24 protein-coding genes are annotated in these 23,855 nt (G+C 70.8%); 10 read left to right on the forward strand and 14 right to left on the reverse strand.

Translation table 11 applies throughout. From position 1 onward, the window contains the following. Positions 1 to 36 precede the first annotated feature (36 nt). The 3 genes from AC0IY1_RS16230 to AC0IY1_RS16240 all read right to left on the reverse strand — a co-directional run bounded on the left by AC0IY1_RS16230 (position 37) and on the right by AC0IY1_RS16240 (position 4,025). The gene (locus AC0IY1_RS16230; RefSeq protein ID WP_055946273.1) at positions 37 to 1,446 is read right to left on the reverse strand and encodes a cytochrome ubiquinol oxidase subunit I; all 1,410 of its coding nucleotides are present in this window, start codon (positions 1,444 to 1,446) and stop codon (positions 37 to 39) included. Between the two features lie 128 nt (positions 1,447 to 1,574). Continuing rightward, the gene (locus tag AC0IY1_RS16235) at positions 1,575 to 2,585 is read right to left on the reverse strand and encodes an SDR family oxidoreductase (protein ID WP_471770853.1); all 1,011 of its coding nucleotides are present in this window, start codon (positions 2,583 to 2,585) and stop codon (positions 1,575 to 1,577) included. A 120-nt stretch (positions 2,586 to 2,705) separates the two neighbouring features. Next, positions 2,706 to 4,025: a DNA topoisomerase IB gene (locus AC0IY1_RS16240; protein WP_471770855.1), complete on the reverse strand. Its 1,320-nt coding sequence runs from the start codon at positions 4,023 to 4,025 to the stop codon at positions 2,706 to 2,708. A 133-nt stretch (positions 4,026 to 4,158) separates the two neighbouring features. Here AC0IY1_RS16240 and AC0IY1_RS16245 point away from each other — a divergent pair, with 133 nt between their 5' ends. After that, positions 4,159 to 4,761, forward strand: a complete 603-nt coding sequence (locus AC0IY1_RS16245; RefSeq protein WP_471770857.1) for a hypothetical protein — start codon at positions 4,159 to 4,161, stop codon at positions 4,759 to 4,761. 67 nt (positions 4,762 to 4,828) lie between these two features. Continuing rightward, positions 4,829 to 5,488, forward strand: a complete 660-nt coding sequence (locus AC0IY1_RS16250) for a class I SAM-dependent methyltransferase (protein WP_471770859.1) — start codon at positions 4,829 to 4,831, stop codon at positions 5,486 to 5,488. A gap of 24 nt (positions 5,489 to 5,512) precedes the next feature. Here the strand turns inward: AC0IY1_RS16250 and AC0IY1_RS16255 are convergent, their stop codons facing one another. After that, positions 5,513 to 5,920 (reverse strand): DoxX family protein, encoded by a 408-nt coding sequence (locus AC0IY1_RS16255; RefSeq protein ID WP_471770860.1) that lies wholly within the window; start codon positions 5,918 to 5,920, stop codon positions 5,513 to 5,515. Positions 5,921 to 6,069: 149 nt separating this feature from the next. Continuing rightward, entirely contained in the window at positions 6,070 to 6,372 is a 303-nt protein-coding gene (locus AC0IY1_RS16260) for a DUF3572 domain-containing protein (protein ID WP_055946257.1), read from the reverse strand. 75 nt (positions 6,373 to 6,447) lie between these two features. On the opposite strand from AC0IY1_RS16260, the gene AC0IY1_RS16265 reads away from it, so the two are divergent. Next, positions 6,448 to 6,828, forward strand: a complete 381-nt coding sequence (locus AC0IY1_RS16265; protein WP_055946254.1) for a response regulator — start codon at positions 6,448 to 6,450, stop codon at positions 6,826 to 6,828. A 60-nt stretch (positions 6,829 to 6,888) separates the two neighbouring features. After that, a complete protein-coding gene (locus tag AC0IY1_RS16270; protein WP_471770862.1) occupies positions 6,889 to 8,262 on the forward strand; it encodes a PleD family two-component system response regulator in 1,374 nt (457 codons plus the stop codon). A 112-nt stretch (positions 8,263 to 8,374) separates the two neighbouring features. Here AC0IY1_RS16270 and AC0IY1_RS16275 read toward each other — a convergent pair whose 3' ends face one another. From AC0IY1_RS16275 to AC0IY1_RS16285, 3 genes are all read right to left on the reverse strand, one after another. Next, entirely contained in the window at positions 8,375 to 8,962 is a 588-nt protein-coding gene (locus tag AC0IY1_RS16275; RefSeq protein ID WP_471770864.1) for a DUF2059 domain-containing protein, read from the reverse strand. Positions 8,963 to 9,029: 67 nt separating this feature from the next. After that, on the reverse strand, positions 9,030 to 9,737 hold the full coding sequence (gene rpiA / locus AC0IY1_RS16280) for a ribose-5-phosphate isomerase RpiA (protein ID WP_471770865.1): 708 nt from the start codon (positions 9,735 to 9,737) through the stop codon (positions 9,030 to 9,032). 171 nt (positions 9,738 to 9,908) lie between these two features. Next, on the reverse strand, positions 9,909 to 10,388 hold the full coding sequence (locus AC0IY1_RS16285) for a hypothetical protein (protein WP_055948513.1): 480 nt from the start codon (positions 10,386 to 10,388) through the stop codon (positions 9,909 to 9,911). A gap of 257 nt (positions 10,389 to 10,645) precedes the next feature. Here AC0IY1_RS16285 and AC0IY1_RS16290 point away from each other — a divergent pair, with 257 nt between their 5' ends. Next, positions 10,646 to 13,435, forward strand: coding sequence for a [protein-PII] uridylyltransferase (locus AC0IY1_RS16290; protein WP_055948511.1), 2,790 nt, complete (start codon positions 10,646 to 10,648; stop codon positions 13,433 to 13,435). Positions 13,436 to 13,539: 104 nt separating this feature from the next. Next, on the forward strand, positions 13,540 to 14,157 hold the full coding sequence (grpE, locus tag AC0IY1_RS16295; RefSeq protein WP_471770866.1) for a nucleotide exchange factor GrpE: 618 nt from the start codon (positions 13,540 to 13,542) through the stop codon (positions 14,155 to 14,157). Positions 14,158 to 14,380: 223 nt separating this feature from the next. Here grpE and AC0IY1_RS16300 read toward each other — a convergent pair whose 3' ends face one another. The 6 genes from AC0IY1_RS16300 to AC0IY1_RS16325 all read right to left on the reverse strand — a co-directional run bounded on the left by AC0IY1_RS16300 (position 14,381) and on the right by AC0IY1_RS16325 (position 19,366). Then, positions 14,381 to 15,340, reverse strand: a complete 960-nt coding sequence (locus AC0IY1_RS16300) for a hypothetical protein (protein WP_103709049.1) — start codon at positions 15,338 to 15,340, stop codon at positions 14,381 to 14,383. Between the two features lie 147 nt (positions 15,341 to 15,487). Beyond that, positions 15,488 to 16,165, reverse strand: a complete 678-nt coding sequence (locus AC0IY1_RS16305; protein ID WP_471770868.1) for an alpha-ketoglutarate-dependent dioxygenase AlkB — start codon at positions 16,163 to 16,165, stop codon at positions 15,488 to 15,490. 11 nt (positions 16,166 to 16,176) lie between these two features. Continuing rightward, a complete protein-coding gene (locus AC0IY1_RS16310; RefSeq protein WP_055946230.1) occupies positions 16,177 to 16,815 on the reverse strand; it encodes a 2,3-bisphosphoglycerate-dependent phosphoglycerate mutase in 639 nt (212 codons plus the stop codon). Between the two features lie 211 nt (positions 16,816 to 17,026). After that, entirely contained in the window at positions 17,027 to 17,824 is a 798-nt protein-coding gene (gene dapB, locus AC0IY1_RS16315; RefSeq protein WP_471770869.1) for a 4-hydroxy-tetrahydrodipicolinate reductase, read from the reverse strand. Between the two features lie 77 nt (positions 17,825 to 17,901). After that, a complete protein-coding gene (locus AC0IY1_RS16320; protein ID WP_471770870.1) occupies positions 17,902 to 18,627 on the reverse strand; it encodes a MarC family protein in 726 nt (241 codons plus the stop codon). Positions 18,628 to 18,631: 4 nt separating this feature from the next. Then, on the reverse strand, positions 18,632 to 19,366 hold the full coding sequence (locus AC0IY1_RS16325) for a methyltransferase domain-containing protein (protein WP_055946221.1): 735 nt from the start codon (positions 19,364 to 19,366) through the stop codon (positions 18,632 to 18,634). A 249-nt stretch (positions 19,367 to 19,615) separates the two neighbouring features. Between AC0IY1_RS16325 and gloB the strand changes: the two genes are divergently transcribed. The 4 genes from gloB to sucC all read left to right on the forward strand — a co-directional run bounded on the left by gloB (position 19,616) and on the right by sucC (position 23,852). Further along, the gene (gloB, locus tag AC0IY1_RS16330; RefSeq protein ID WP_471770872.1) at positions 19,616 to 20,395 is read left to right on the forward strand and encodes a hydroxyacylglutathione hydrolase; all 780 of its coding nucleotides are present in this window, start codon (positions 19,616 to 19,618) and stop codon (positions 20,393 to 20,395) included. A 145-nt stretch (positions 20,396 to 20,540) separates the two neighbouring features. Next, a complete protein-coding gene (locus AC0IY1_RS16335; RefSeq protein ID WP_082512756.1) occupies positions 20,541 to 21,284 on the forward strand; it encodes a TetR family transcriptional regulator in 744 nt (247 codons plus the stop codon). 273 nt (positions 21,285 to 21,557) lie between these two features. Beyond that, positions 21,558 to 22,520, forward strand: coding sequence for a malate dehydrogenase (gene mdh / locus AC0IY1_RS16340; protein WP_055946216.1), 963 nt, complete (start codon positions 21,558 to 21,560; stop codon positions 22,518 to 22,520). 135 nt (positions 22,521 to 22,655) lie between these two features. Further along, a complete protein-coding gene (gene sucC / locus AC0IY1_RS16345; RefSeq protein WP_055946213.1) occupies positions 22,656 to 23,852 on the forward strand; it encodes an ADP-forming succinate--CoA ligase subunit beta in 1,197 nt (398 codons plus the stop codon). The last annotated feature ends 3 nt before the right edge of the window (positions 23,853 to 23,855 follow it).

Consider the following 23,855-nt stretch of genomic DNA (forward strand, 5'->3'; position numbering starts at 1 on the left):
GGCGGGCAAGTCGTTTTTCAGGCAGGTAAGCGTTTTTCAGGCGGGGGTCAGACTTTCGTTGACCGCGGAGAGGGGACGCTTGGGCTTCTGGGCCACGTCGCCGCCGCGGATGGCCTCTTCCAGCGGCTCCGGACCCTTTCGCAGGAGCTTGGCCAGGTAGTAGCTGCCGAACCCGAAGATGAAGGCGTAGGCGATCAGGAACGCGATCAGCGAGGTCGTCACGGCGTTGACCGTCAGGGGCGAGTGGGCGTCCGCCGTGCGCAGCTGCCCGTAGACGATGTAGGGCTGGCGTCCGATCTCGGCGGTGAACCAGCCGAACAGCACCGCCCCGAACCCGGAGGGGGTCATCAGCATCGCCGCGTTGAGGAACCAGCGGTTCGAGAAGAGCGTGCCCTTCCAGCGCAGGTAGAGGCTCCACAGGCTCAAGCCCAGCATCGCCATGCCGATCGCGACCATGATGCGGAACGAATAGAAGACCGGCCAGACCGGCGGACGCTGGTCCGGCGGCACGTCCTTCAGGCCCGGCACCACGCCCGAGAAGTCGTGGGTGAGGATGAAGCTGCCGAGGCGCGGGATGCCGATCTCGAAGTCGTTCTTCTCCGCCTGCATGTTGGGGATCGCGAAGAGCAGCAGGGGCATGTTGTCCTGCCGGTCCCAGTTCGCCTCGATCGCCGCGAGCTTGGTCGGCTGCAGCTTGAGCACGGCGAGACCGTGGGTGTCGCCGACGAAGATCTGGATCGGGGTGAAGATCACCGCGAACCAGAGCGCCATGGAGAGCGAGAGACGGGCCCCCGCCACCTTCTCGGCCGGCTCCTTGCGCGCCCGCAGGATCATCCAGGCCGACATGCCCGCCACCGCGAAGGCCGTGGTGAGGAAGCAGCCCAGCACCATGTGGGCGTAGCGGATCGGGAAGGACGGGTTGAAGATCACCTTCCACCAGTCGGTGGCGATGGCCCGGCCGTTCTCGACGACGAAGCCGTCCGGCGTCTGCATCCAGGAATTGGCCGACAGGATCCAGAAGGCCGAGATCAGGGTGCCGATCGCCACCATGCAGGTGGAGACGAAGTGCAGCCTGTCGCCGACCCGGTCCCAGCCGAACAGCATGATCCCGAGGAAGCCCGCTTCGAGGAAGAAGGCGGTGATCACCTCGTACTGGATCAACGGCCCGAGCACGTTGCCGGTGAAGTCGGAGTAGCGCGACCAGTTGGTGCCGAGCTGGTAGCTCATCACGATGCCGGAGACGACGCCGAGGCCGAACGAGACCGCGAAGACCTTCACCCAGAACCGGTAGAGGTTCCGGTACATCGGGTTGCCGGTCCAGAGCCACTGCGCCTCCAGGCGGGCGAGGAAGCTCGCCAGCCCGATGGTGAAGGCCGGGAAGATGATGTGGAAGGCCATGGTGAAGCCGAACTGGATGCGCGAGAGCAGGAGCGCGTCGACTTCCATGGCAAACCCTCATGCGATGCGGAGCCCCGATGGCAGGGACTCCTGAAGCAGCTATAGCGTGAAGACGCCGAAGCTGCATCCGGTTCGCGGCGGGCGACCGGGTCGCAGGGGGCGGCCCGGGGGGCTCCTCAGCGCCGCGGCAGCAGGCGGCGCGGCGCGCGAGCCAGGGTCGCGACCCCGAACAGGCCGAGGGCCACCACCCCGGTCAGCCCGGCCACGAGGAGGTCGCGGTCGCGGCTCGTCCAGTAGGCACTGCGCGTCGTCTTGGTCCGGTCCGAGAAGCGCCCGTCGATGCCCACATGGCCGGGCACCGGGGCGAACAGGTTGCCGGCCTTGTCGGGCACCGGTTCGTCGGTGAGCTGGGCCGACCACATCGTGGCGGCCTTCTTGTCCGCGTAGCCCGGCATCAGCGCCTGGGCGGCGGCCATCATCACCGTGCTGTGGCCGACCCAGACCTCGCGGCTCGGGTTCTCCGCCGCGGCGACGATCGCCTCGGCGCAGAGGCGCGGATCGTAGACCGGATCGGAAGCGTACTGGCCGTGGCCGGTGCGGTTGCGGGCCCAGTTGAACTGCGGGGTGTTGACGGCGGGCAGGTAGACCACGCTGAGGGAGACATCCACGCGATCGTGGATCAGCTCGGAGCGCAGGGCGTCGGTGAAGCCCGAGACCGCGAACTTCGCCGCGCAGTAGGGCGCCTGGAGCGGCGCGGCCCGGATGCCGAGACCCGACGAGACCTGGATGATCGCGCCGCGGTTGCGCGGCTTCATGTGGCGCAGGGCCGCCAGTGTCCCGTAGACCTGGCTCAGGTAGGTCGTCTCGGTGACGCGCCGGTACTCCTCGGGCGTGATCCGGTCGGCCGGGTTCACGATCGTCGCCATCGCGTTGTTGACCCAGGCCCGGATCGGCCCGAACTCCCGCTCGATCCGCTCGGCGGCGGCGTCGATCGCCTCCGCGTCCGCGACGTCGGCCGAGATCCCCAGGACGGGGCGGCCGTAGGCGGTCAGGTCGGCCTCCGCGTCGCGCAGGCGGTCGGCATCGCGGGCGATGACGACCACGGCCCAGCCTCGCCGCGCGAAGAGATGGGCGGTGGCGAGCCCGATTCCGGCGGTTCCTCCGGTGACGACCGCGACCTTGGTCATGGATTTCGGCTTCCTTCTCGACGACAGCCTGCGCCAACGGTCCAGGGGTGCGGCTGTTGCCTCGAGGACCGCGTGCCCAAACGACACGGGTCCCGGACGGACCGGGCGGTCGACGACGCCTCAGGCCGCCTGGCCCGCCTCCGCGGCCGGCTTCTTGGCTTTCGACATCTTGGCTGTCGCCGCCTTGGCTGTCGCCGCCTTGGCTTTCGCTTCCTTGGCTTTCGCTTCCTTGGCCGCGGGCGCCTCTGCGGCGGCTGCCGGGGCAGCCAGGGACTTCGCCGCCTTGGTGGCCCGGCGGCGCGTGGCCTTGCGCGCACCGGGGCTTCCCGCTCCGGTCGAGAGATCGCGGCCCTGGCCGTCCTTGACCTCGGCGAGGCGTGCCTGGAGCAGGCCGAGCACGGCGGCCTCCTCGGGCTTCAGCACGGTGAGGTCCTCGCGCAGCTCGTCCTCCACCGCGTCCTTGATCTGCAGGAGGAGCGCACCCTCGAGGTAGCAGTCGAGCACCTGCGGATGGATGTAGCACTTGCGGCAGATGGTCGGCGTGTTGCCGAGCCGGGCGGCGACGCCCTCGATGGCGGCGCGCAGGTTCTTCTTGGCCTTGGCCTCGCTGTCGAAGGCCTCGAATTCCTGCAGCGCCAGGGCGGCCAGGACGGTCCCGGCCCAGGTCCGGAAATCCTTGGCGGTGATGTCCTGGCCGGTGATCTCGCGCAGGTAGGCGTTGACGTCGGCCGAGGTCACGTCGCGCACGGTGCCGTCCGCGTCGCGATACTGGAACAGCTCCTGGCCGGGCAGGTCCTGGCAGGCCTTGACGATCCGGGCGACGCGGCGGTCCTTGAGGCCGAGGTCCCAGGTCTTGCCGCTCTTGCCCTTGAACCGAAAGGTCAGCGCCGAACCCGCGATCCGGGCGTGCCGGTCGCGCAGCGTCGTGAGGCCGAAGCTCTTGTTGGTGCGGGCGTAATCGTCGTTGCCGACGCGGATCAGCGTGGTCTCCAGGAGATGCACCACGGTGGCCAGCACCTTCTCACGGGGAAGGTCGCGCTTGCCCATGTCGGCATCCACGCGGGCGCGGATGGCCGGGAGCGCGTCGGCGAAGGCCATGACGTGCTCGAACTTGGTGAGGTCGCGGGCGGCGCGAAAATCCGGGTGGTAGCGGTACTGCTTGCGCCCCTTGGCGTCGCGGCCCGTCGCCTGGATGTGGCCGTTGGCCCGCGGGCAGATCCAGACGTCGGTATAGGCCGGCGGGATCGCCAGGGCGCGGATCCGGGCGAGGGTCTTCGCGTCCCGCACCGGCTGGCCCCGGGCGTCGCGATAAGCGAAACCCGTCCCGCTCTTCCGACGCGTCAGGCCCGGCATGGTGTCGTCGACGTAGCGCAGGCCCGCTTCCTCGGCGGCGTCGCGCGGGTCGGCGACCGTGCCCTCTTCGTCGCGCGCCGTGGCCATGCTGGTCCCGTCCCTGCGGTGATCTGGTTCGCCGTCAACGGGCCCGCGCTAGTCCCTGTTCCGCCATGCCCTGTTCCGCCATGCCCCGCTCTGCCATGCCCCGTTCCGGGCGGAGCGTGCTACATCGCGTCCGATGGATACCCCCGCTTCCGCCGCCGCATCCCGGCGCCTCGTCCTCCTCGCCCCCGACGATGCGGGCTTCGCGGCCCGCGACCTTCCCCTCGTGGCGGCGGCCCGGGCTGCCGGTTTGTCCGCGACGGTGGTGACGCGGGTGGACGCCCATCGCGGGGCGATCGAGGCGGCGGGCGCCCGGGTGGTTCCCTTCGCCCTGGGGACTTCGCGGCTCAACCCGATGGCGGCGGGCTACGAGGCGGGCCAGCTCGCTGGAATCCTGAAAGCGCTGGAGGCCGACCTCCTCCACGCCATCGGCCTCCGGGCGATCGTGGTCGGCGGCACGGCCGCGGCCATGTCGGGAATCGCGGCGCGGATCTACCAGCCCGGCGACCTCGCGGCCCTGAACGCCCGCACGGACGCCGCCGGGCGCCTGACGCGCTTCGGCCTGCGCGGGGCGCTGCGGGGCCCCCTCGCCACCCGGGCCACCCGCTATCTCTGCGCGACCGCGGCCGAGGCCGCCGCCCTGGGCCTCGACCCGGCCGATACGGCGCTGGCGCTGGCGGGCGCGGACGGGCTCGCGGTCGCCGCCGGCACGCTCTACGGCGAGTTCGCCCGAGCATGATCGAGCCAGCTTGATCACGCCCGCATGATCACGCCCGCATGAGCAAGCCCCGCAAGAGAACGCCCGCATGACGCCGTCGGCCGATCCCCTCGCCTTCATCCGGGCCAACACCCGGCTGCGCCCGGTGCCGCACGCGCCCGAGATCGTCCTGCACGTGGCCGACGAGGCCACCGAGCTGTGGCAGAAGACCGAGGACGAGCTGGCGGTGATCGGCCTGCCGCCGCCGTTCTGGGCCTTCGCCTGGGCCGGCGGGCAGGCCCTGGCCCGCTACATCCTCGACAATCCCGGTCTCGTGGCGGGACGCCGGGTGCTCGATTTCGCCTCCGGCTCGGGCCTCGTCGCCATCGCGGCGGCGCGCTCCGGCGCGGAGCATGTCACGGCGAGCGACCTCGACCCCTTCGCGATCCCGGCCATCGCCCTCAACGCGGCGGCCAACGGCGTGGCGGAGCGCATCGAGGCGGTGTCGCGCGACCTCATCGGCTCCGATCCGGGGTCCGCCGTGGTGCTCGCCGCCGACATCTTCTACGAGCAGGACCTCGCCGCCCGGGTCACCGCCTGGCTGTCCGGCCTGCACGCGCGCGGCGCCACCGTGCTGGTGGGCGATCCCGGCCGCTCCTACCTGCCCCGCGACCGGCTCACCGAACTCGCCACCTACACGGTGCCGGTGAGCCGCTCCCTGGAGGATGCCGAGGTCAAGCGCAGCAGCGTCTGGCGCTTCAGCGCCTGAGCCGCGCCCCGCGCGGAGGCCGCCTCAGAACCGGCCGCGGCGCTGCGCGTCGAGGCTCCACGGGCCGGCGCCGGCGGCCGCCAGGAAGAGGAAGACGAAGCAGAACAGGATCGCGGCATCGCCGCCGTTGAGGGCCGGGAACGGGCTCTTGGGGTGGTGGGCGATGAAATACGCGACCGCCATCTGGCCGGAGAGCAGGAACGCCACCGGCCGGGTGAACAGGCCCAGGATGATGAGCACGCCGCCCAGGGTTTCGAGGATGGCGGCGAACCACAGGAGCGACATCATCGCGGGGCCCGCTCCCCCACCCATCCGGAGGGGAAAGCCGAACAGCTTCTGCGTGCCGTGCTCCAGGAAGAGCAGGCCTGCCACGATGCGCAGGATGCTGAGGAGGCGCGGGGCCCAGGTCGTCGAGAGGCTGGCGAGGGACATGGGCGAGGGGTCTCCGGCGAGGGGCCGCATCGAGGGGCCCGCGGCGCGGACGGCGCCCGCGCGAAGCCGTCGAGCCATAGCGCGGGGCCGGGGACGGGGCGAGCCTCGCGGGGACAATCCCAGGGGGATATCCGGCCGCGCGGCCCCGCCTACATCCCGTCGTCGAACTCCGGCGGGCCGAGGCGGCGCCAGGCGGCGGCGATGCGCTCGGGCTTGGTGTCGAGGGCCTCCGCGCAGGCGAGGAGCGTCGCCTCGTCACCCATGATATGATCGAGGATGCCGGCCAGGAAGCCGGGGTCCTGTGCACTGGCCCGCAGGGTCTCGGGCGTCGCCCCGGTGGCGTTGAGGAAGGCGAACAGGCGCTCGTCGTCGGTGGCCATCCAGGCGAGGGCCGCCAGGGCCACGCCTTCGGCGGATTCGTCTCCGCTATTGGGTTTGCGTTTCGTCAACATGTATCCGCTAAATCTCCTCAGGCGGGGCATGCGTCGAACGACAATGGGCCGTCCACGCACCGGGAACAACGGGCCATGAAGAAGACCGTGCTCATCGTTGAGGACAACGAACTCAATATGAAGCTCTTCAACGACCTGTTGGAGGGACATGGCTACGCGACGCTCAAGACGGCCAACGGCATCGAGGCGATCGAGCTCGCGCGGGCCCATCGCCCCGACCTGATCCTCATGGACATCCAGCTGCCCGAGGTCTCCGGCCTCGAAGTCACGAAGTGGCTCAAGGAAGACGACGACCTCAAGGCCATCCCGGTGATCGCGATCACGGCCTTCGCCATGAAGGGCGACGAAGAGCGCATCCGCGAGGGCGGTTGTGAAGCCTACCTGTCGAAACCGATCTCGGTGGCGAAGTTTCTCGCCACCGTCCGACAGTATCTCGGCGACGCCAGGACCGCCTGACCCGCCCGCCTCGCTCATAGCCTTCCCGATGGCCCGTAGTACGACCCTGCGCGAGGACCGATGTCGGCCCGAATTCTGATCGTCGATGATCTCTTCCCGAACGTGAAGCTCCTGGAGACGAAGCTCTCCATGGAATACTTCGACGTCCTGGCGGCGATGAACGGCCCCGACGCGCTGACGATCTGCGAGAAGGGCCTCTGCGACCTCGTCCTCCTCGACGTGATGATGCCCGGCATGGACGGGTTCGAGGTCTGCCGCCGGCTCAAGAGCAATCCCAACACGGCCCACCTGCCCGTCGTGATGGTCACCGCCCTCGACCAGCCCTCCGACCGCCTGCGCGGGCTCGATGCGGGTGCGGACGACTTTCTGACGAAGCCCATCGACGACACGGCCCTGTTCGCCCGCGTGCGCAGCCTCGTGCGCCTCAAGGCGGTGACGGACGAGCTGCGCTCCCGCGCCATGGCCTCGCGGGATTTCGGGATCGGCGATCCCCTGGCCCTCGCCGCCGCCGAGACCGGCCTCAACGCCTCGATCCTCCTCGTGGAGGACCGTCCCGGCTCGGCCGACCGCCTCTCGGCGGCCCTGGGCCAGCACCACACGCTGACGGTCGAGCCCGACCCGCACAAGGCCCTGGTGCTGGCGGCGGAGGGCGCGTTCGACCTGACCCTGGTCAGCCTCGACATCCAGGGGTTCGACGGCCTGCGCCTGTGCAGCCAGTTGCGCTCCCTCGATCGCACCCGCCTGATGCCCGTGATGATGATCGCCGAGGAGCACGACCGCGCCCGGGTGATCCGGGGGCTCGAATTCGGCGTGCACGACTACCTGATGCGGCCCGTGGACCGGAACGAGCTCGTGGCCCGGGTGCGCACGCAGGTGCGCCGCCGCCGCTTCTCGGACGCCCTGCGGGGCGCCGTCCAGGCCTCGATGGAACTCGCGGTCACCGATGGCCTCACGGGCCTTCACAACCGGCGCTACCTCGACAGCCACCTCGGCGCGCTGTTCGGCGAGGCGGCCCTGCGCAACCGTCCGGTGGCGGCGCTGATGCTCGACATCGACCGCTTCAAGTCCATCAACGACACCTACGGCCACGAGGCCGGCGACGAGGTGCTTAAGGCCTTCGCCGAGCGCATCCGCACCCATACGCGCGGCATCGACATCGTGGCCCGCTACGGCGGCGAGGAGATCGTCATCATCCTGCCGGATGCCGAGGCCGAGGGGGCCTACGCCATCGCCGAGCGCATCCGCGAGCGGATCGAGGCGGTGCCGTTCGCCATCCAGCGCGACACCCGCATGGTGCCGGTGACGGTGTCCATCGGCGTGGCCTGGCGCCGGGCCGAGGATGTCGGGCCGGCCGACATGCTCAAGCGGGCCGACCTCGCCCTGTACCGGGCCAAGAGCACCGGCCGGAACCGCGTCGAAGCGGCGGCGGCCTGAAGCCCGGCCGGAACCGGGTCGAAGCGGCGGCGGCCTGAAGCCCGGCCGGAACCGCGTCGAAGCGGCGGCGGCCTGAAGCCCGGCCGCCGCGCCGCCCGGGCCCCGAAGCCCGCTACTGCAGCTGATGGCCCTTCTTGGCCATCTCGGCACGGACCCGGACCATGATGTATTCCGAGACGTCCTGGGTCCAGTTCTGCATGGCCTGGACCATCTCGTCGAGCACCTGCGGCTGGGTCTCGACGTAGCGCTTGCCGGCGGGCGAGCGGAAGAAGGTCGCGATCTCGTTCAGCTCGGCCTCGGACAGGCGCGCGGCGTAGATCCGGGCGGCGGTGTCGATCATCGCCTGCTTCTGCAGCTCCATCTCGGGCTCGAGGGAGGTCAGCACCGTCTCGAGGTCCTTGGAGAGCTCGGGCCGGGTCACGGCGCCCTGGCGGATCCGCTCGGCGAAGGCCGGGATGATCGAGTCGAACGACCGGGCGATGCCGGAATTCAGCATGACCTCGCGGGCGAGGGCCAAGTGGTTCGCCGAGTAGGCGGGTGTCTGCGCGGCGGGCGTGCTCGGCGCCGGTGCGGCGGCGGGCGTCGACGGCTTGGCGCCGGGCTTGGCCGCCGGCGGCTTCTGGGCCGGGGTTTGGCCCTGGGCGGCCAGGGGGGCGCTGGCGAGGACGAGGGCGGCCAGGGCGGCGAGGCGGCGGGACATGGCGGACGCTCCGGGAGGGGTTCGGCGAAGGGGAGGATGGGAGGGGCGGGAGATGGGGTGAGCGCCCTCAGACGGTTCCGAGCCGGCTCACCACCGCCTGCCCGTCGCGCGCCTCGGCCAGGATGGCTCCGGTGGCGAGGCCGAGGAACAGGCCGTGCTCGACGACGCCCGGCACGGCCCAGAGGGCACCCGACAAGGCCTCGGGATCCGGGATGCGTCCGAGATGGGCGTCGAGGATGTGGTGGCCGCCATCGCTGACGAAGGGCGTGCCGTCCCGGGCCCGCAGGACGAGCTGGCCGGTGCAGCCGCTCGCCTGCAGGGCGGCGGCCACGGCCCGGCGGGTGGCGCCGAGGCCGAAGGCGTTGACCTCGATCGGCAGCGGGAACGCCCCGAGGGTCTCGACGCGCTTGGCGGCATCCGCGATCACCACCATCCGGTGGCTGGCGAAGGCGACGATCTTCTCGCGGAGCAACGCGCCGCCGCCGCCCTTCACGAGGCTCATCGCCCCGTCGATCTCGTCCGCGCCGTCGATGGTCAAGTCGAGTTCGGGCAGCGCGTCCAGGGTGGCGAGGCGGATGCCGGCGGCCTCGGCCGCGACCCGGGTCGCCTCGGAGGTGGGCACGCCGACGACGTCGAGGCCATCCCGGACGCGGGCCCCCAGGAGTTCGACGAAGACGTTGGCGGTGGACCCGGTTCCGATCCCCAGCCGCATCCCGGGCGTCACCAGTCCGACCGCGACCTCGGCCGCCGCGCGGCGCAGATCCGGCCCGCTCACGCGAAGGCTCCGGCGGCGGGGAGGGGGAAGGCGTGCGGCATGGGAGGCTCGGGCGAGGGGCGAATCGACTGGGGCGCGCCAGCGGCCGGCCGGCGTGCCCGGTGCCCCTAGCACGCCGGGCCGGACGGTCCAACGCGGCGTGCCAGGGGTTGCGGTCGGGAGAGGGCTCGGTCAGGGACGGGCGCCCTGGGGCGGCGTGGCGCTCGGACCCACCCGGCCCGGCGCGGCGCCGGTGGCCGGGGCCTCGTCGGCCCCCGGGCTCGCCGGATTCGCCTGCGCGGTGCAGACCACCGCCTCCTTCTGCAGCTGCACGTAGCAGATGCTCATCTCGCCGGTGCGGTAATTGACCCGGAACACCCCCGCCTCGCGGGTGTGGCGGGAGGCGACCAGGCCGTATTCCGACGGGGCCTGGGCGCTGGCACCCTCGCCGGCGCCGTAGCAGACGGTGACGCCGACGCTGCCCACCGCGCCCTCGCGCAGGCCGTACTGGCAGGAGGTCACCTCGCCCGTGACCTTGTCGACGCGATAGACCCGGTTGAGGTCGATCTGGGGCGCCGGCACGAACTCGAAGGAAGCGGCCCAAGCCGGCGCGGCCAGGGCCGGGAGAAGGCCGGCCAGAGCGACGAGGGCCCGGGCGGGGCGGACGGACATCGGAGGCAGGATCGAACGCATCGGGAGCCTTCGTGAATGCTGAGGTGCGCGGGGCGGCAGGGTTCGGATCGGAGACGACGCAGCGCTAGCGCCGGCTTGCGGCGCAACCGTGGCCCGCCGGATCATCGCTGGCCGGAACGCAGAACGCCGCGACGGCGCGGGACGCGAGTGAAAACGCGTCGCGATCCCGCCGCTGCGCGGGACCCGCGCGGTGATGCCGCTGGCGTCATTCTGCCAACATGCTAACGGGGTTGGCCATGTTCGACGCCGTCGCCGCCCTCCACGACATCCTCGAGAACCTGGACCGCGACGCCCGCGAGGCGACGCGCCTGCGGGCGGTCCTGGTGCCGGAGCTGCGCCGGGTGATCGAGCTCGGGCGCGCCGATGCCGAGGCGCGGCTCCTGGAGGAGCGCGACGGCATCGCCTGCGCCCAGCGCCTGAGCCGCCTCACCGACGCGGTGATCCGCACCATCCACGACGCGGTGGTGTGGCGGCTCTATCCGAACGACAATCCCTCCACCGGCGAGCAGCTCGCCGTGGTGGCCACCGGCGGCTACGGCCGGGGCACCATGGCCCCGGGCTCGGACATCGATCTCCTGTTCCTGCTGCCCTACAAGCAGACCGCCTGGTCCGAGAGCGTCGTCGAGGCGATGCTCTACGTCCTCTGGGACCTCAAGCTGAAGGTCGGCCACGCCACCCGCTCGGTGGAGGAGTGCCTGCGCGAGGGCCGGGCCGACATGACCATCCGGACCTCGCTCCTCGAGGCGCGCTACCTGTTCGGCACCCGCGCCCTGTTCGAGGAGCTCGTCACCCGCTTCGACACCGAGCTGGTGATGTGGACCGCACCGGAATTCGTCGAGGCGAAGCTGCGCGAGCGCGACGCGCGGGTCTCGAAGGCGGGCGCCTCGCGCTACCTCGTCGAGCCCAACGTCAAGGACGGCAAGGGAGGCCTGCGCGACCTCAACACCCTGTTCTGGATCGCCAAGTACACCTACCGGGTCCGCGACCAGAGCGAGCTCGTGGCCGCCGGCCTGTTCACGCCCGAGGAGTACCGGGTGTTCGAGCGCTGCGACGAGCTGCTGTGGCGGGTGCGCTGCCACATGCACTTCGTCACGGGCCGGGCCGAGGAGCGCCTGTCCTTCGGCCTGCAGCCGAAGATCGCCGAGCGCTTCGGCTACGAGCCCCGCGGCGGGCTCTCCGGCGTCGAGCGCTTCATGAAGGCCTACTTCCTGATCGCCAAGGAGGTCGGGGACCTCACCGCCATCGTCTGCGCGGCCCTGGAGGCGCGCCACGCCAAGCGCACCCCGGTGCTCGACCGCTGGATCGGCCGGTTCCGCGACCGCTTCCGCGCCACCGCCATCGAGGCGGAGGACTTCGTCGACGATCACGGCCGCATCAACCTGCGCGACACGGACGCCTTCAGCCGCGACCCCGTGAACCTGATCCGGCTGTTCTGGCTCGCCGACCGGCACAACCTGCCGATCCACCCCGACGCCACCCGGGCGGCCAACCGCGCCCTGCGCCTGATCGGCCATTCCCTGCGGGCGGACGAGGAGGCCAACCGGCTCTTCCTCGACATCCTGACCTCGAAGAACTCGCCCGAGACGATCCTGCGGCTGATGAACGAGGCCGGCGTGCTCGGTCGCTTCATCCCGGATTTCGGCCGCATCGTCGCGATGATGCAGTTCAACATGTACCATCACTTCACGGTGGACGAGCACCTGCTGCGCGCCCTCGGGGTGCTCTCGGCCATCGAGTCCGGGCGCACCGAGGAGGAGCACCCCCTCGCCACCCGCCTGATCAACACGATCAGCAACCGGCGCGCCCTCTACGTCACCGTGCTGCTGCACGACATCGCCAAGGGCCGGCCCGAGGACCATTCCATCGCGGGCGCCGCCATCGCGGAGAAGCTCGGGCCGCGCTTCGGCCTGACCCCGGCCGAGACCGAACTCATGGCCTGGCTGGTGGAGCATCACCTGCTGATGTCGATGACCGCCCAGAGCCGCGACCTCTCGGACCCGAAGACCATCGAGAAGTTCGCCGGCGTGGTGCAGACCCTGGAGCGCCTGAAGCTCCTCACCATCCTGACCGTGGCCGACATCAAGGCCGTGGGACCGGGCGTCTGGACCGCCTGGAAGGGCACCCTGATCCGCACCCTCTACGACGAGACCGAGGTGGTGCTCTCCGGCGGCCATTCGGAGATCGCCCGCACCGACCGGGTCCGCCTGATCCAGATGGCCCTGCGCGAGCAGCTCAGCGACTGGCAGGCCGAGCTGTTCGACGCCTACGCGGCGCGCCACAACCAGGCCTACTGGCTGAAGGTCGACACCACCCGCCAGTACAAGCACGCGGGCTTCGTCAAGGCGCTGACGGCCGAGGGGCGCACCGTGGCCACCGCCACGGAGACCGATCCGGTCCGCGGCGTCACCGAGCTGACGATCTACTCGCCGGATCATCCGCGCCTGCTCGCCATCGTCACGGGGGCCTGCGCGGCCTCGGGGGGCAACATCGTCGACGCGCAGATCTTCACCACCACGGACGGTTTCGCCCTCGATTCGATCTTCATCTCGCGCGCCTTCGAGCGGGACGAGGACGAGCTGCGCCGGGCCGGCCGCATCACCGCCGCGATCGAGAAGGCGCTGCGCGGCGAGATCCGCATCGCCGACCTCGTGGCCGACAAGCACCCGCCGAGCGAGCGGTCGCGGACCTTCCTGGTGCCGCCCGACATGGCGATCGACAATGCCCTGTCGAGCCGCGAGACCGTGATCGAGATCACCGGCCTCGACCGCCCGGGCCTCCTCTACGAACTGACCACGGCGCTCAGCCGGCTCAGCCTCAACATCACCTCGGCCCATGTGGCGACCTTCGGCGAGCGGGCGGTGGACGTGTTCTACGTCACCGACCTCACCGGCACCCGGGTGACCCAGCCCGACCGCCAGGTGGCGATTCGGACGGCCGTGATGGAAGTCTTCGCCAGCGACGTGGCCGCGCTCCGGGCCGAAGGACTCGATGCGCTGATCGACTCGCCGCCCCCGCGCGAGGCCTGAGCCGAGGCGTGCGGGAAGCGAGGCGGCGCTGCGCGCTTGATTTCAGGGCGTCACCGCCTGATATCAGCGCCAACCCCGACACCGACAATCTCCGACGAAACCACATGATGGCGAACGACATGCACGATGAGCGGCGCGACCCGGCCCAGGCGGTCGAGGAGACCCCAGGGGCCGCGCAGGCCGAGTCTGCCGGATCCGGCGAGGCGATGCAGGCCGATGCGCTGGCCTCCCTCGTGGCCGAGCGCGACGAGCTGAAGGACCGGGTGCTGCGCACCCTGGCCGAGATGGAGAACCTGCGCCGGCGTACCGAGCGCGAGGTGGCCGATGCCCGCGCCTACGCGGTGACCAACTTCGCCCGCGATCTCCTGAATTCGGCCGACAACATCCGGCGGGCCCTCGAGAGCATTCCCGAAGCGGACCGGACCGGTGCCGACGGCGCCTTCAAGGCCCTGATCGACGGGATCGAGCTCACCGAGCGCGATCTCGCCAAGACCCTGGAGCGGCACGGCGTCAAGCTGATCGAGCCGAAGGGCCAGCGCTTCGACCCCAACCGCCACCAGGCCATGTTCGAGGTCCCGGATCCGGAGGTTCCCGCCGGCACCGTCGTGCAGGTCATGCAGGCCGGCTACATCATCGGCGACCGCGTCCTGCGCCCGGCCCTGGTGGGCGTGGCCAAGGGCGGACCGAAGCCGACCGCCGCCAACCCGGCCGACGCCGCCTGACGCGCCTTTAAAGCGCAGCACCACCCCTCTCCGCCCGGGGAGGGGGATCGCAGGTGGGTAGCGTGCCGTCGGTCCGGGCGCCGCAGGCGAGCCCGGAATCCGGAGCCGCCGACGGTCTGACATCCTGCACCCCCTGCCTGTGGGGCAACCGGCCGAACGGTCGGCACGCGACCCGTCGCCCGGGCGACCACCCCCGCCCCGTGGAGGGCGGGGAGGCGTGCCCCTACCGCAGCTGCACGCTGTCCACGACCTCGCGGAACTTCGCCAGCACGCCCTCGCGCTTCTCGGCCTTCACGACGCCGACGGCGCGCAGGTAGCCGTCCGGCGCGAAGCGGATCGTCTGCGAGATCACCACCGGCGTGCCGGAGGCCGTGTCCACGGCGCGCGCCACGATCTCGTGCCAGTCGACGCCGTTCTGGCGGTAGCTCTGGGCCCGCTCGATCACGAAGTCCTTCATCGTCTGGTTCGAATAGAGCGCCGCCCGCGCGAAGGCGTCGCGCTGTTCCGTGGCCGGCGGCGGCTGCACCGCCTGGGCCAGAACCAGGATCGGCTGCTCCAGGCCGAGCATCTCGTCCTTCGTGCCCTGCGTCAGCAGCACCGAATTGCCGGCGAGCACCCGCACCGGACGGAAGCCGGCGTCGTTGCCGATGCGGAAGGGCAGGGCGGCGACCTGCTGCTCCAGGGTCAGCGCCGGCCGGATGTGGATCCCAGTCAGCAGCCGCTTCATGGTCTCCTCGGTCTCGGCATCCGGCGTCGCCTGCGCGATGATGATGCCGGTCACGGTCGGGTCGCCCACGAGGAGCATCCACTTCTTGATCGCCGGGGTCCCGGCCGATTCCACCGCCGGCTGCTCGCCGGTGAACAGCACCGCGTCGACGTCGCCCGCGACCTTGATGGCCTGTCGGCTGGTGACGATGAAGCCCTGGGCCTTCAGGTTCGCATCGGTGAAGTTCGTCTCCAGGTCGGCGAAGGCGTTGGCCGGCAGCTCGACCACCGAGACCGTGGCACCGCCTTCCAGCCGCTCGAGGCCGGAGAAGCGCTTGGACGAGACCATGTCGGAGGGCGGGTCGAAGCCGAAGCGCGAACTCGGCGGGAAGACGGGGTCGGCCGCCAGGGCGGGTCCTGCCAGCCCCAGGACGAGGACCAGGAGGGAAACGGGACGAACGAGGTTACGCAGACGCATCGTATCGAATCTCCGCAAGGCCCCGGTCTCGGACCGGGCAAGGTCCGCCGGGCAAGGTCCGCTGGTCAAGGTCCGCCGCCCGTCCCGTGGCGGGAGCGGTCCGGCGCTGAGGCTGTCGCGATGGGTCGGCTCAACACCCCGCCGCTGTCAAGCGTCCGGGGGCCGCGTCACGCGTCGCAGGGTCAGGTTGCAGCGCCCGCCCGGCATGAGGAAATCCGGCACCGGCCCGGGGGCGGTACCCTGGAGCAGGTCCGGTGCCTCCGGGACGAGGCGGTCGATTCCATGATGGATCAGCCGTGCGGGCCCGCCGATCACGAGCGCGTCACCGGCCCGGAGGCGCACCGAGCGGGTCGGGTCCGAGCGCCGGAGGCCGCCGTAGCGGAACAGGGCGGTGGCGCCCAGCGAGAGCGAGAGGACGGGCGCGTCGAGGGCATCCTCGTCGCGGTCCTGGTGCAGGCCCATGCGGGCGTCGGCCTCGTACAGGTTGACGAGGCAGGCCTCGGGCGGAGCGCCATACCCCGACAGGGCGTCCCAGGCGGCCCGCGCCGTGGGTGGGATATCCGGCCAGGGGGTATCGGTCACGGGATGGCGTGCCTGGTAGCGGTAGCCCGCCCGGTCGGAGACCCAGCCCAGGGGCCCGCAATTCGACATCCGCACCGAGAAGGGCTGGTCGGTGCGGGGCATCCGCGGCGTGTAGGGCGGGGCGGCCCTCAGGGCTGTCGCGAGTTCGGCGGCGAGGCGTGCCTGCGCCGCCGCGTCGAGGTAGCCCGGCAGATGGAGCAGGCCGGGAACGAGGACGATCCCGGCCGGATCAGGGGACGCCATCGGTGCCGTGGTCAGACCTTATGGTCGATGTCGTGCTCCAGCACCGTCTTGCTCTCCACCGTGGTGTCGGCCTTGAGCTGGTAGACGAGCGGGATGCCGGTGGCGATCTCGAGGCTGGCGATGGTCTTCGTGGTCATGCCGTCGAGCACCATCACCAGGGCGCGCAGGGAGTTGCCGTGGGCCGCCACCAGCACGCGCTCGCCCGCCATGACGCGGGGCAGGATGAACTGGATGTAGTAGGGCAGCACGCGCGCGGCGGTGTCCTTCAGGCTCTCGCCGCCGGGCGGCGGCACGTCGTAGGACCGGCGCCACTGGTGCACCTGGGCGTCGCCCCAGCGCTCGCGGGCGTCGTCCTTGTTGAGGCCGGAGAGATCGCCGTAATCGCGCTCGTTCAGCGCCTCGTTGCGGATCGTCTCGACCCCCTCCAGGCCCATCTCCTCCAGGATCAGCGCGCAGGTGCGCTGGGCGCGCTTCAGGTTGGAGGTGAAGGCCACGTCGAAGCCGTAGCCCTGCTCCTTGAGCCAGCGCCCGGCATTGCGGGCTTCCTCGACGCCGAGATCCGTCAGCTCGGGATCACGCCAGCCCGTGAACAGCTTCTTGAGGTTCCATTCGCTCTGGCCATGACGAGCGAGGACGAGAAGGCGATCCATCGGGGGATGATCCTCTTGGTCTTTGAGACGGCACGGCCTCGGCAGAGGCGCGGGCACAGGGCGATGGTGCAGCGCAGCGAGCGCGCATCGGGCGGCTCATGCGCGCGTAAGTCTGAACGGCAGATGACGAAACGTGCCGGCCCGGTGCGGGCTCCGTATGAATGCCTGGCGACGCCTGACAACCCATGAACTTCCTCAAGTTCGGATGTCTCTACAGCCCGAGAACGTCGTCCATCCCGTAGAGGCCGGGGGGCTTGGCGAAGGCCCAGAGTGCGGCCCGCACCGCGCCGCGGGCGAAGACCGCCCGGTCCTCGGCATGGTGGCTGACGGTGATCCGCTCGCCCGGGCCGGCGAAGACCACGCTGTGGTCGCCCACCACCGTACCGCCGCGCAGGGTGGCGAAGCCGATGTCGCCGGGCCGGCGGGCGCCGGTATGCCCGTCGCGGGCGGAGACCCGGGTGTCGGCGAGCGAGACCCCACGCCCCGCCGCCGCCGCCTCGCCGAGGAGGAGGGCGGTGCCGGACGGGGCGTCGACCTTCATGCGGTGGTGCATCTCGACGATCTCGATATCGAAATCCTCCCCGAGGGCCGCCGCCATCCGGCGCACCAGGCCGGCGACGAGGTTCACCCCGAGGGACATGTTGCCCGAGCGCACGATGCGGGCATGGTGGGCGGCCGCCGAGAGCTTGGCGAGATCGTCCTCCTGCAGGCCCGTGGTGCCGACCACGTGGACGATGCGGGCCTGGGCGGCGAGCTCGGCGAAGAAGGTGGTGGCGGCCGGTGCCGTGAAGTCGAGGACGCCCTCGGCCGCCGCGAAGATCGGCAGCGGATCGTCCGTGACCGCGACGCCGAGGGGCGCGAGGCCCGCGAGCGTGCCGGCATCCTGCCCCAGCGCGGGGGAACCGGCGCGCTCGATGGCGCCCGACAGGGTGCAGCCCTCGGTCTCCGCCACCGCGCGGATCAGCATCCGTCCCATGCGCCCGTCGGCGCCGACCACCACGAGCCGCATCGTCCTCAGCCTCCAGAGATTGTTGCCCACTGCCGCGTGCGCGTTGCGGTACAGCCTCCGGACGGAGCGGACAAGGATCAGCGCCCCGCCTGCGCCAGCAGGGGCCCCAGCACGTCCGTGACGCCGTTCACGGTGATCTGGGTGCCGACGCAGAGGAGCAGGAAGGCGAAGAGGCGCCCCAGCACCCGCGCGCCGACGGGGCCGATCCAGGTCACCACCCGGTCGGCCGAGCCGTAGGTGAAGCGCACGAGCACGGCGATGGCGAGCGCCGCCAGGGACATGCCGACGTAGAAGCCGATCCGGTCGGGGCCCGGGGCCGGACGGTTGGAGCCCAGCGCGATCGCCACCGCGATGGTGCCGGGTCCGGTGGTGAAGGGCAGCGTCAGGGGAAAGAACGCGATCTCGGCCAAGTTCCCGACCGAGCTCCCGGCCGGGTTCCCGGCCAAGTTTCCAGCCGGCTCCCGGGTCGCCTCCGCCTGCTTGCGCGCCTCTCGCGCCTCGGGCGCCGTCAGCAGCGTCCAGGCCGAGGCCGCCACCACGAGGCCCCCGGCGATGCGCAGAGCCGCCAGGGAGACGCCGAAGAAGTTGAGGATCGGCGCGCCGGCCCAGAGCGTCGAGAGCATGATCAGGGCGGCGTAGAAGCCGATGCGCTTGGCGAGCTCCAGGCGCTCGGCATGGGAGTTCAGGGCCGTCACCTGCGCGAAGATCAGCGACGAGCCGACCGGGTTCACGATGGAGAACAGCGAGGAGAAGGCGAGCACGAAGCTCTGCAGGGCCGCCTCGGGGGCGATGAGGCTCAGCATCCGCTCAGCCCGGCGAGGGGGCGGGCACCAGCACGCGGGCCGGTGCGAGGCGGGCCACCTTGCGCACCCGGCGCACGGCGACGGGACGGTAGAGCTGCTTGGTGGCGTCGACCACGTGCAGCCCGGCGAAGGGCAGCGACAGGCTCGTGCCCATCCGCTCCCAGGCGCTCGCCGTGCGCAGCAGCAGCCGGTTCTCCACCGGGGGCATGTAGAGGGTCTCGGCCCAGCCCTCGGGAGAGAACTGGGTGGTGCGCATCAGCCGGGCGAGCTGCGAGCGGCTGTAGGGCTGGCCATGGCCGAAGGGGGTCGCGTCGCGCCGGGCCCAGACGCCCCGGCGGTTCGGCACCACCAGGATCATGCGGCCGCCCGGGGTCAGCACGCGCCAGACGTCCTGCAGGAGTTCGGTCGGGCTCTCGACGGATTCCAGTGCGTGGACGAGGATCACCCGGTCCACGGCCGCCTCCGGCAGGGGCATCATGGTCGGGTCGGCGAGGGCCGAGCAGGAGCGGCCGCTGCCGGGCCAGTTCACCACGCCCTGCGTCGCCGGCATGAAGGCCAGCGTCCGTTCGGCGATGACGTGGACGGGGCCGAGATAGGGCGTGGCATAGCCGAGCCCGAGGACCCGCAGGCCCGAGACCGAGCCGAGGAAGCCGTGGATCGCGCGCGCCACGATGCGGTGCGTCACCCCCCCGAGGGGGCTCGCATAGAAGGCGCGCAGATCGGTGACGTCGAGGCGCATGGCTCGGGTTTCGGTACGATCGCGCGGCTCGGGTCGGGATCGGCTCGAAGGCGCGCGACGAGAAAGGCTCACCCGCATCAATGGGGGGCGACGCCCGGCCCGACAAGTCCGGATCGGCCCAAGGCCCCGGAAGGAGCGGGGAAACCGCCCCTGGACCTGTCTCCTGCCGCACCCATCTTCCTGTGCCGCACCGAGGGTCCGCCGCACACCGCGTCGGCGCGGCCCGTCCCCCGTCCGGAAGGAAGCCCCATGAGCGCCCCGAAGCCCGAGATCCGCACCTTCCTGTGCCGCAGCGACAACATCGGGGTCCTGATCCGCGATCCCGCCACCGGCGCCTGCGCCGCCATCGACGTGCCCGAGGCCGGCCCCGTGCTGGCGGCCCTCGACGAGACCGGCTGGACCCTCACCGATATCCTCGTCACGCATCGGCACGGTGATCACGTGGAGGGCATCCCGGAGGTGAAGCGCCGCACCGGCGCCCGGGTGACGGCACCCCTGAAGGCCGGCGACGCCGTGCCGGACGTCGACGCCACGGTCGCGGAGGGCGACGTGGTCCGGGTCGGCGACCTCGTGGCGCGGGTCTGGGAGACGCCGGGGCACTGCGCCGACCATGTCACCTACTGGTTCGAGGCGGCGGGCGTGATCTTTGCCGGCGACACCCTGTTCACCCTCGGCTGCGGCCGGGTGATGGAGGCCGAGCCCGCCACCCTGTGGCGCTCCCTGGAGCGCTTCCTGCCGCTGCCGGACGAGACCCAGGTCTATAGCGGCCACGACTACGTGCTCTCCAACGCCCGGTTCGCGCTGGCGGCCGAGCCCGGCAATGCCGCCCTCGCCGCCCGGGCCGCCGAGGCCGAGCGGGCCCGGGCGGAGGGCCGCTTCCTGATTCCCACCACCCTGGGGGCGGAGCGCGCGACCAATCCGTTCCTGCGTGCCGGCGAGCCGAGCCTCGCCCAAGGGGTGGATCTCGCCCCCGGCACCCAGCCGTCGGTTGTCTTTGCCGCACTGAGGGCCTGGAAGAACCGGTTCTGAGTCGTTAAAGGGGCGTTACAGCGAGGCTGGTGCTGTCATTGATATTGGCCTCGTTGGACTTTCCGGGTGGAAATCCACTTCTCGCGAAGCGGCTCTGTCCGGATCGGTCCATCCCGTCCATCCACGAGCCCCGGTGTCCGATTTGATGCAGCCGCCCGGCCCGCCCTTCGCCTTCGGGCATGAGATCGACCTCGGCGAGAGCGGGGGAAGCGAACCGTCGGACGACCGGAAAGCCCCGGACAGCGCCGTCCGCCTTACGGTGCCGCGCGTCGCGCGTCCGGCACCACGGGCCGCGGCTCCCCTGGCCGTCGATGCGCGGCTCCTCGCCGTCGCCACGGAGCACCTGCGGCGCCTCGGTCCCAAGCGGGTCACCGTGGTGGCCGTCGCCGCCGAAGCGGGCATGACGCATGCCAACGTCTACCGCTACTTCCCGTCGAAGGACGCGCTCCTCGATGCCGTGGCGGGGCGCTGGCTGCGCGACGTCGAGGCGGAGCTCGCCCGCATCGCCGACGCGCCGGACCCGGCCGACGACAAGATCGAGCGCCTGCTCACCGCCCTGGCCAGCGTCCAGCGCGAGACCCTGGTCCACGAACCGAACCTCTTCGCCGTCCATCTCGACGCCACCGTGGGGGCACGGCCCATCGCCCGGCGTCACCGGGTCCGGCTGCGCAGCCTGGTCGAGCGGGTCGTCGAGGAAGGGATCGGGGCCGGTGCCTTCATCGCCCGCGACCGGGAGCGGGCCATCGCCCATATCTTCGACGCCAGCTACCGCTTCACCCATCCGCTGGCGATTCAGCACGATGCCGACCTGCCGCGCGACCTCGTGGAAGCCCGCCTCGGCGCCGTGATTCTGGCGATCCAGAAGGTGTTGCGGACGGGGACGCTCTGAGGCTCTGTGACAGAATTTCCTCTCTGTCACTTAGGCTCGATCCCGGGGTAAACTCGGCGCTCGTTTCTCTAACTCTCCGGTCCTGAACGGTTTTTTCCAACCGGCCGGGAGCCCGGCCGGCACCCGTCCTGACCTTCGCCCTGCTTTGCCCTTCGTGCCTCGGTTGAAGCCCTGGGCCTTTTCCGCCACACACCGCCGCAGCAACGCGCCGGTGGTTTTTCAAGCCTCCCAGCGCCGCGACCGCCACGCAAGGACCGGAGGTTCGTTTCCCCCATGGCACGCAGCAAGATCGCGCTCATCGGCGCTGGACAGATCGGTGGAACCCTCGCGCACCTCGCCGGCCTGAAGGAACTCGGCGACGTCGTGCTGTTCGACATCGCCGACGGCGTTCCGCAGGGCAAGGGTCTCGACATCGCGGAATCCGCGCCCGTTGACGGCTTCGATGCGACCTACACGGGCGCCAGCGACTATGCGGCGATCGCGGGGGCCGACGTGGTGATCGTCACCGCCGGCGTACCGCGCAAGCCCGGCATGAGCCGCGACGACCTGATCGGGATCAACCTGAAGGTCATGGAGGCCGTCGGCACCGGCATCAAGCAGCACGCGCCGGACGCCTTCGTCATCTGCATCACCAACCCCCTCGACGCGATGGTCTGGGCCCTGCAGAAGTTCTCCGGCCTGCCCACCCACAAGGTGGTCGGCATGGCCGGCGTGCTCGATTCGGCCCGCTTCCGCCACTTCCTCGCCGACGAGTTCAAGGTCTCGGTGGAGGACGTCACCGCCTTCGTGCTCGGCGGCCACGGCGACGACATGGTCCCGCTGGTGCGCTACTCCACGGTTGCCGGCGTACCCCTCCCCGACCTGGTCAAGCTCGGCTGGACCACGCAGGAGAAGCTCGACGCCATGGTCGAGCGCACCCGCAAGGGCGGCGGCGAGATCGTCAACCTGCTCAAGACCGGCTCGGCCTTCTACGCCCCCGCCGCCTCGGCCATCGCCATGGCCGAGAGCTACCTGCGCGACAAGCGCCGCGTGCTCCCCTGCGCCGCCTACCTCAACGGCGAGTACGGCGTCTCCGACATGTATGTCGGCGTGCCGATCGTGATCGGCGCGAACGGCGTCGAGCGCGTCCTCGAGGTCGAATTCAACGGCGACGAGAAGGCGATGTTCGACAAGTCGGTCGGCGCCGTGAAGACCCTGATCGAGGCCTGCAAGGGCGTGAACCCCGCGCTGGCCTAGTTCGACCGTCATTCCGGGGCGCCGCGGGCGCGCCCGGAATCCAGGGCCGCCGATGCGGCAGGCTGGATCGCAACCTGTGTTTCTGGATCCCGGGCTCCGCTGCGCGGCCCCGGGATGACGCTGAGGTTCTCATCCATGAACATTCACGAGTACCAGGCCAAGGCGGTGCTGAAGGAATTCGGCCTGCCGGTTTCCAAGGGTGTGGCGATCTTCAAGCCGGAAGAGGCCGAGGCGGCCGCCCGGGAACTCGGCGGCCCGGTCTGGGTGGTGAAGTCGCAGATCCACGCGGGCGGCCGCGGCAAGGGCACCTTCAAGGGCGCTCCCGCCGGCGCCAAGGGCGGGGTGCGCGTCACCAAGTCCCTCGACGAAGTGAAGCAGTTCGCCGGCGAAATGCTGGGCCAGACCCTGGTCACGATCCAGACCGGCGAGGCCGGCAAGCAGGTCAACCGCCTCTACATCGAGGAGGGCGCCCAGATCGAGGCGGAGTTCTACCTCTCGATGCTGGTCGACCGCGAGACCGGAAAGGTCGCGTTCGTGGTCTCCACCGAGGGCGGCATGGACATCGAGACGGTGGCGCACGACACGCCCGAGAAGATCGTCACCTTCTCGGTCGATCCCGCCACGGGCGTGATGCCCCATCACGGCCGCCTCGTCGCCAAGACGCTCGGCCTCAGCGGCGCCCAGGCCAAGGAAGCCGGCGACCTCACCACCCGGCTCTACGAGGCGTTCACCGCCAAGGACATGAGCATGCTGGAGATCAACCCGCTGGTGCTCACCGGCGATGGCCATCTCAAGTGTCTCGACGCCAAGATCTCCTTCGACTCGAACGCCCTCTACCGCCACCCCGACATCGTCGCGCTCCGCGACGAGACCGAGGAGGACGCCAAGGAGATCGAGGCCTCGAAGTACGATCTCGCCTACATCGCCCTCGACGGCACCATCGGCTGCATGGTCAACGGCGCCGGCCTCGCCATGGCGACCCTCGACATCATCAAGCTCTATGGCGAGGAGCCGGCGAACTTCCTCGACGTGGGCGGCGGTGCCTCCGAGGAGAAGGTCACCGCGGCCTTCAAGATCATCACCGCCGACCCGCAGGTGAAGGGCATCCTGGTCAACATCTTCGGCGGCATCATGAAGTGCGACGTGATCGCCAACGGCGTGATCGCGGCGGTGAAGGCGGTGGGCCTGCAGGTGCCCCTGGTGGTGCGCCTCGAGGGCACCAACGTCGAGAAGGGCAAGGAGATCATCCGGAATTCCGGCCTGAACGTGATCCCCGCCGATGACCTCGACGACGCCGCGCAGAAGATCGTCGCCGCCGTGAAGAAGGGCTGAGAG

Source organism: Methylobacterium sp. AC690, from assembly GCF_979256535.1.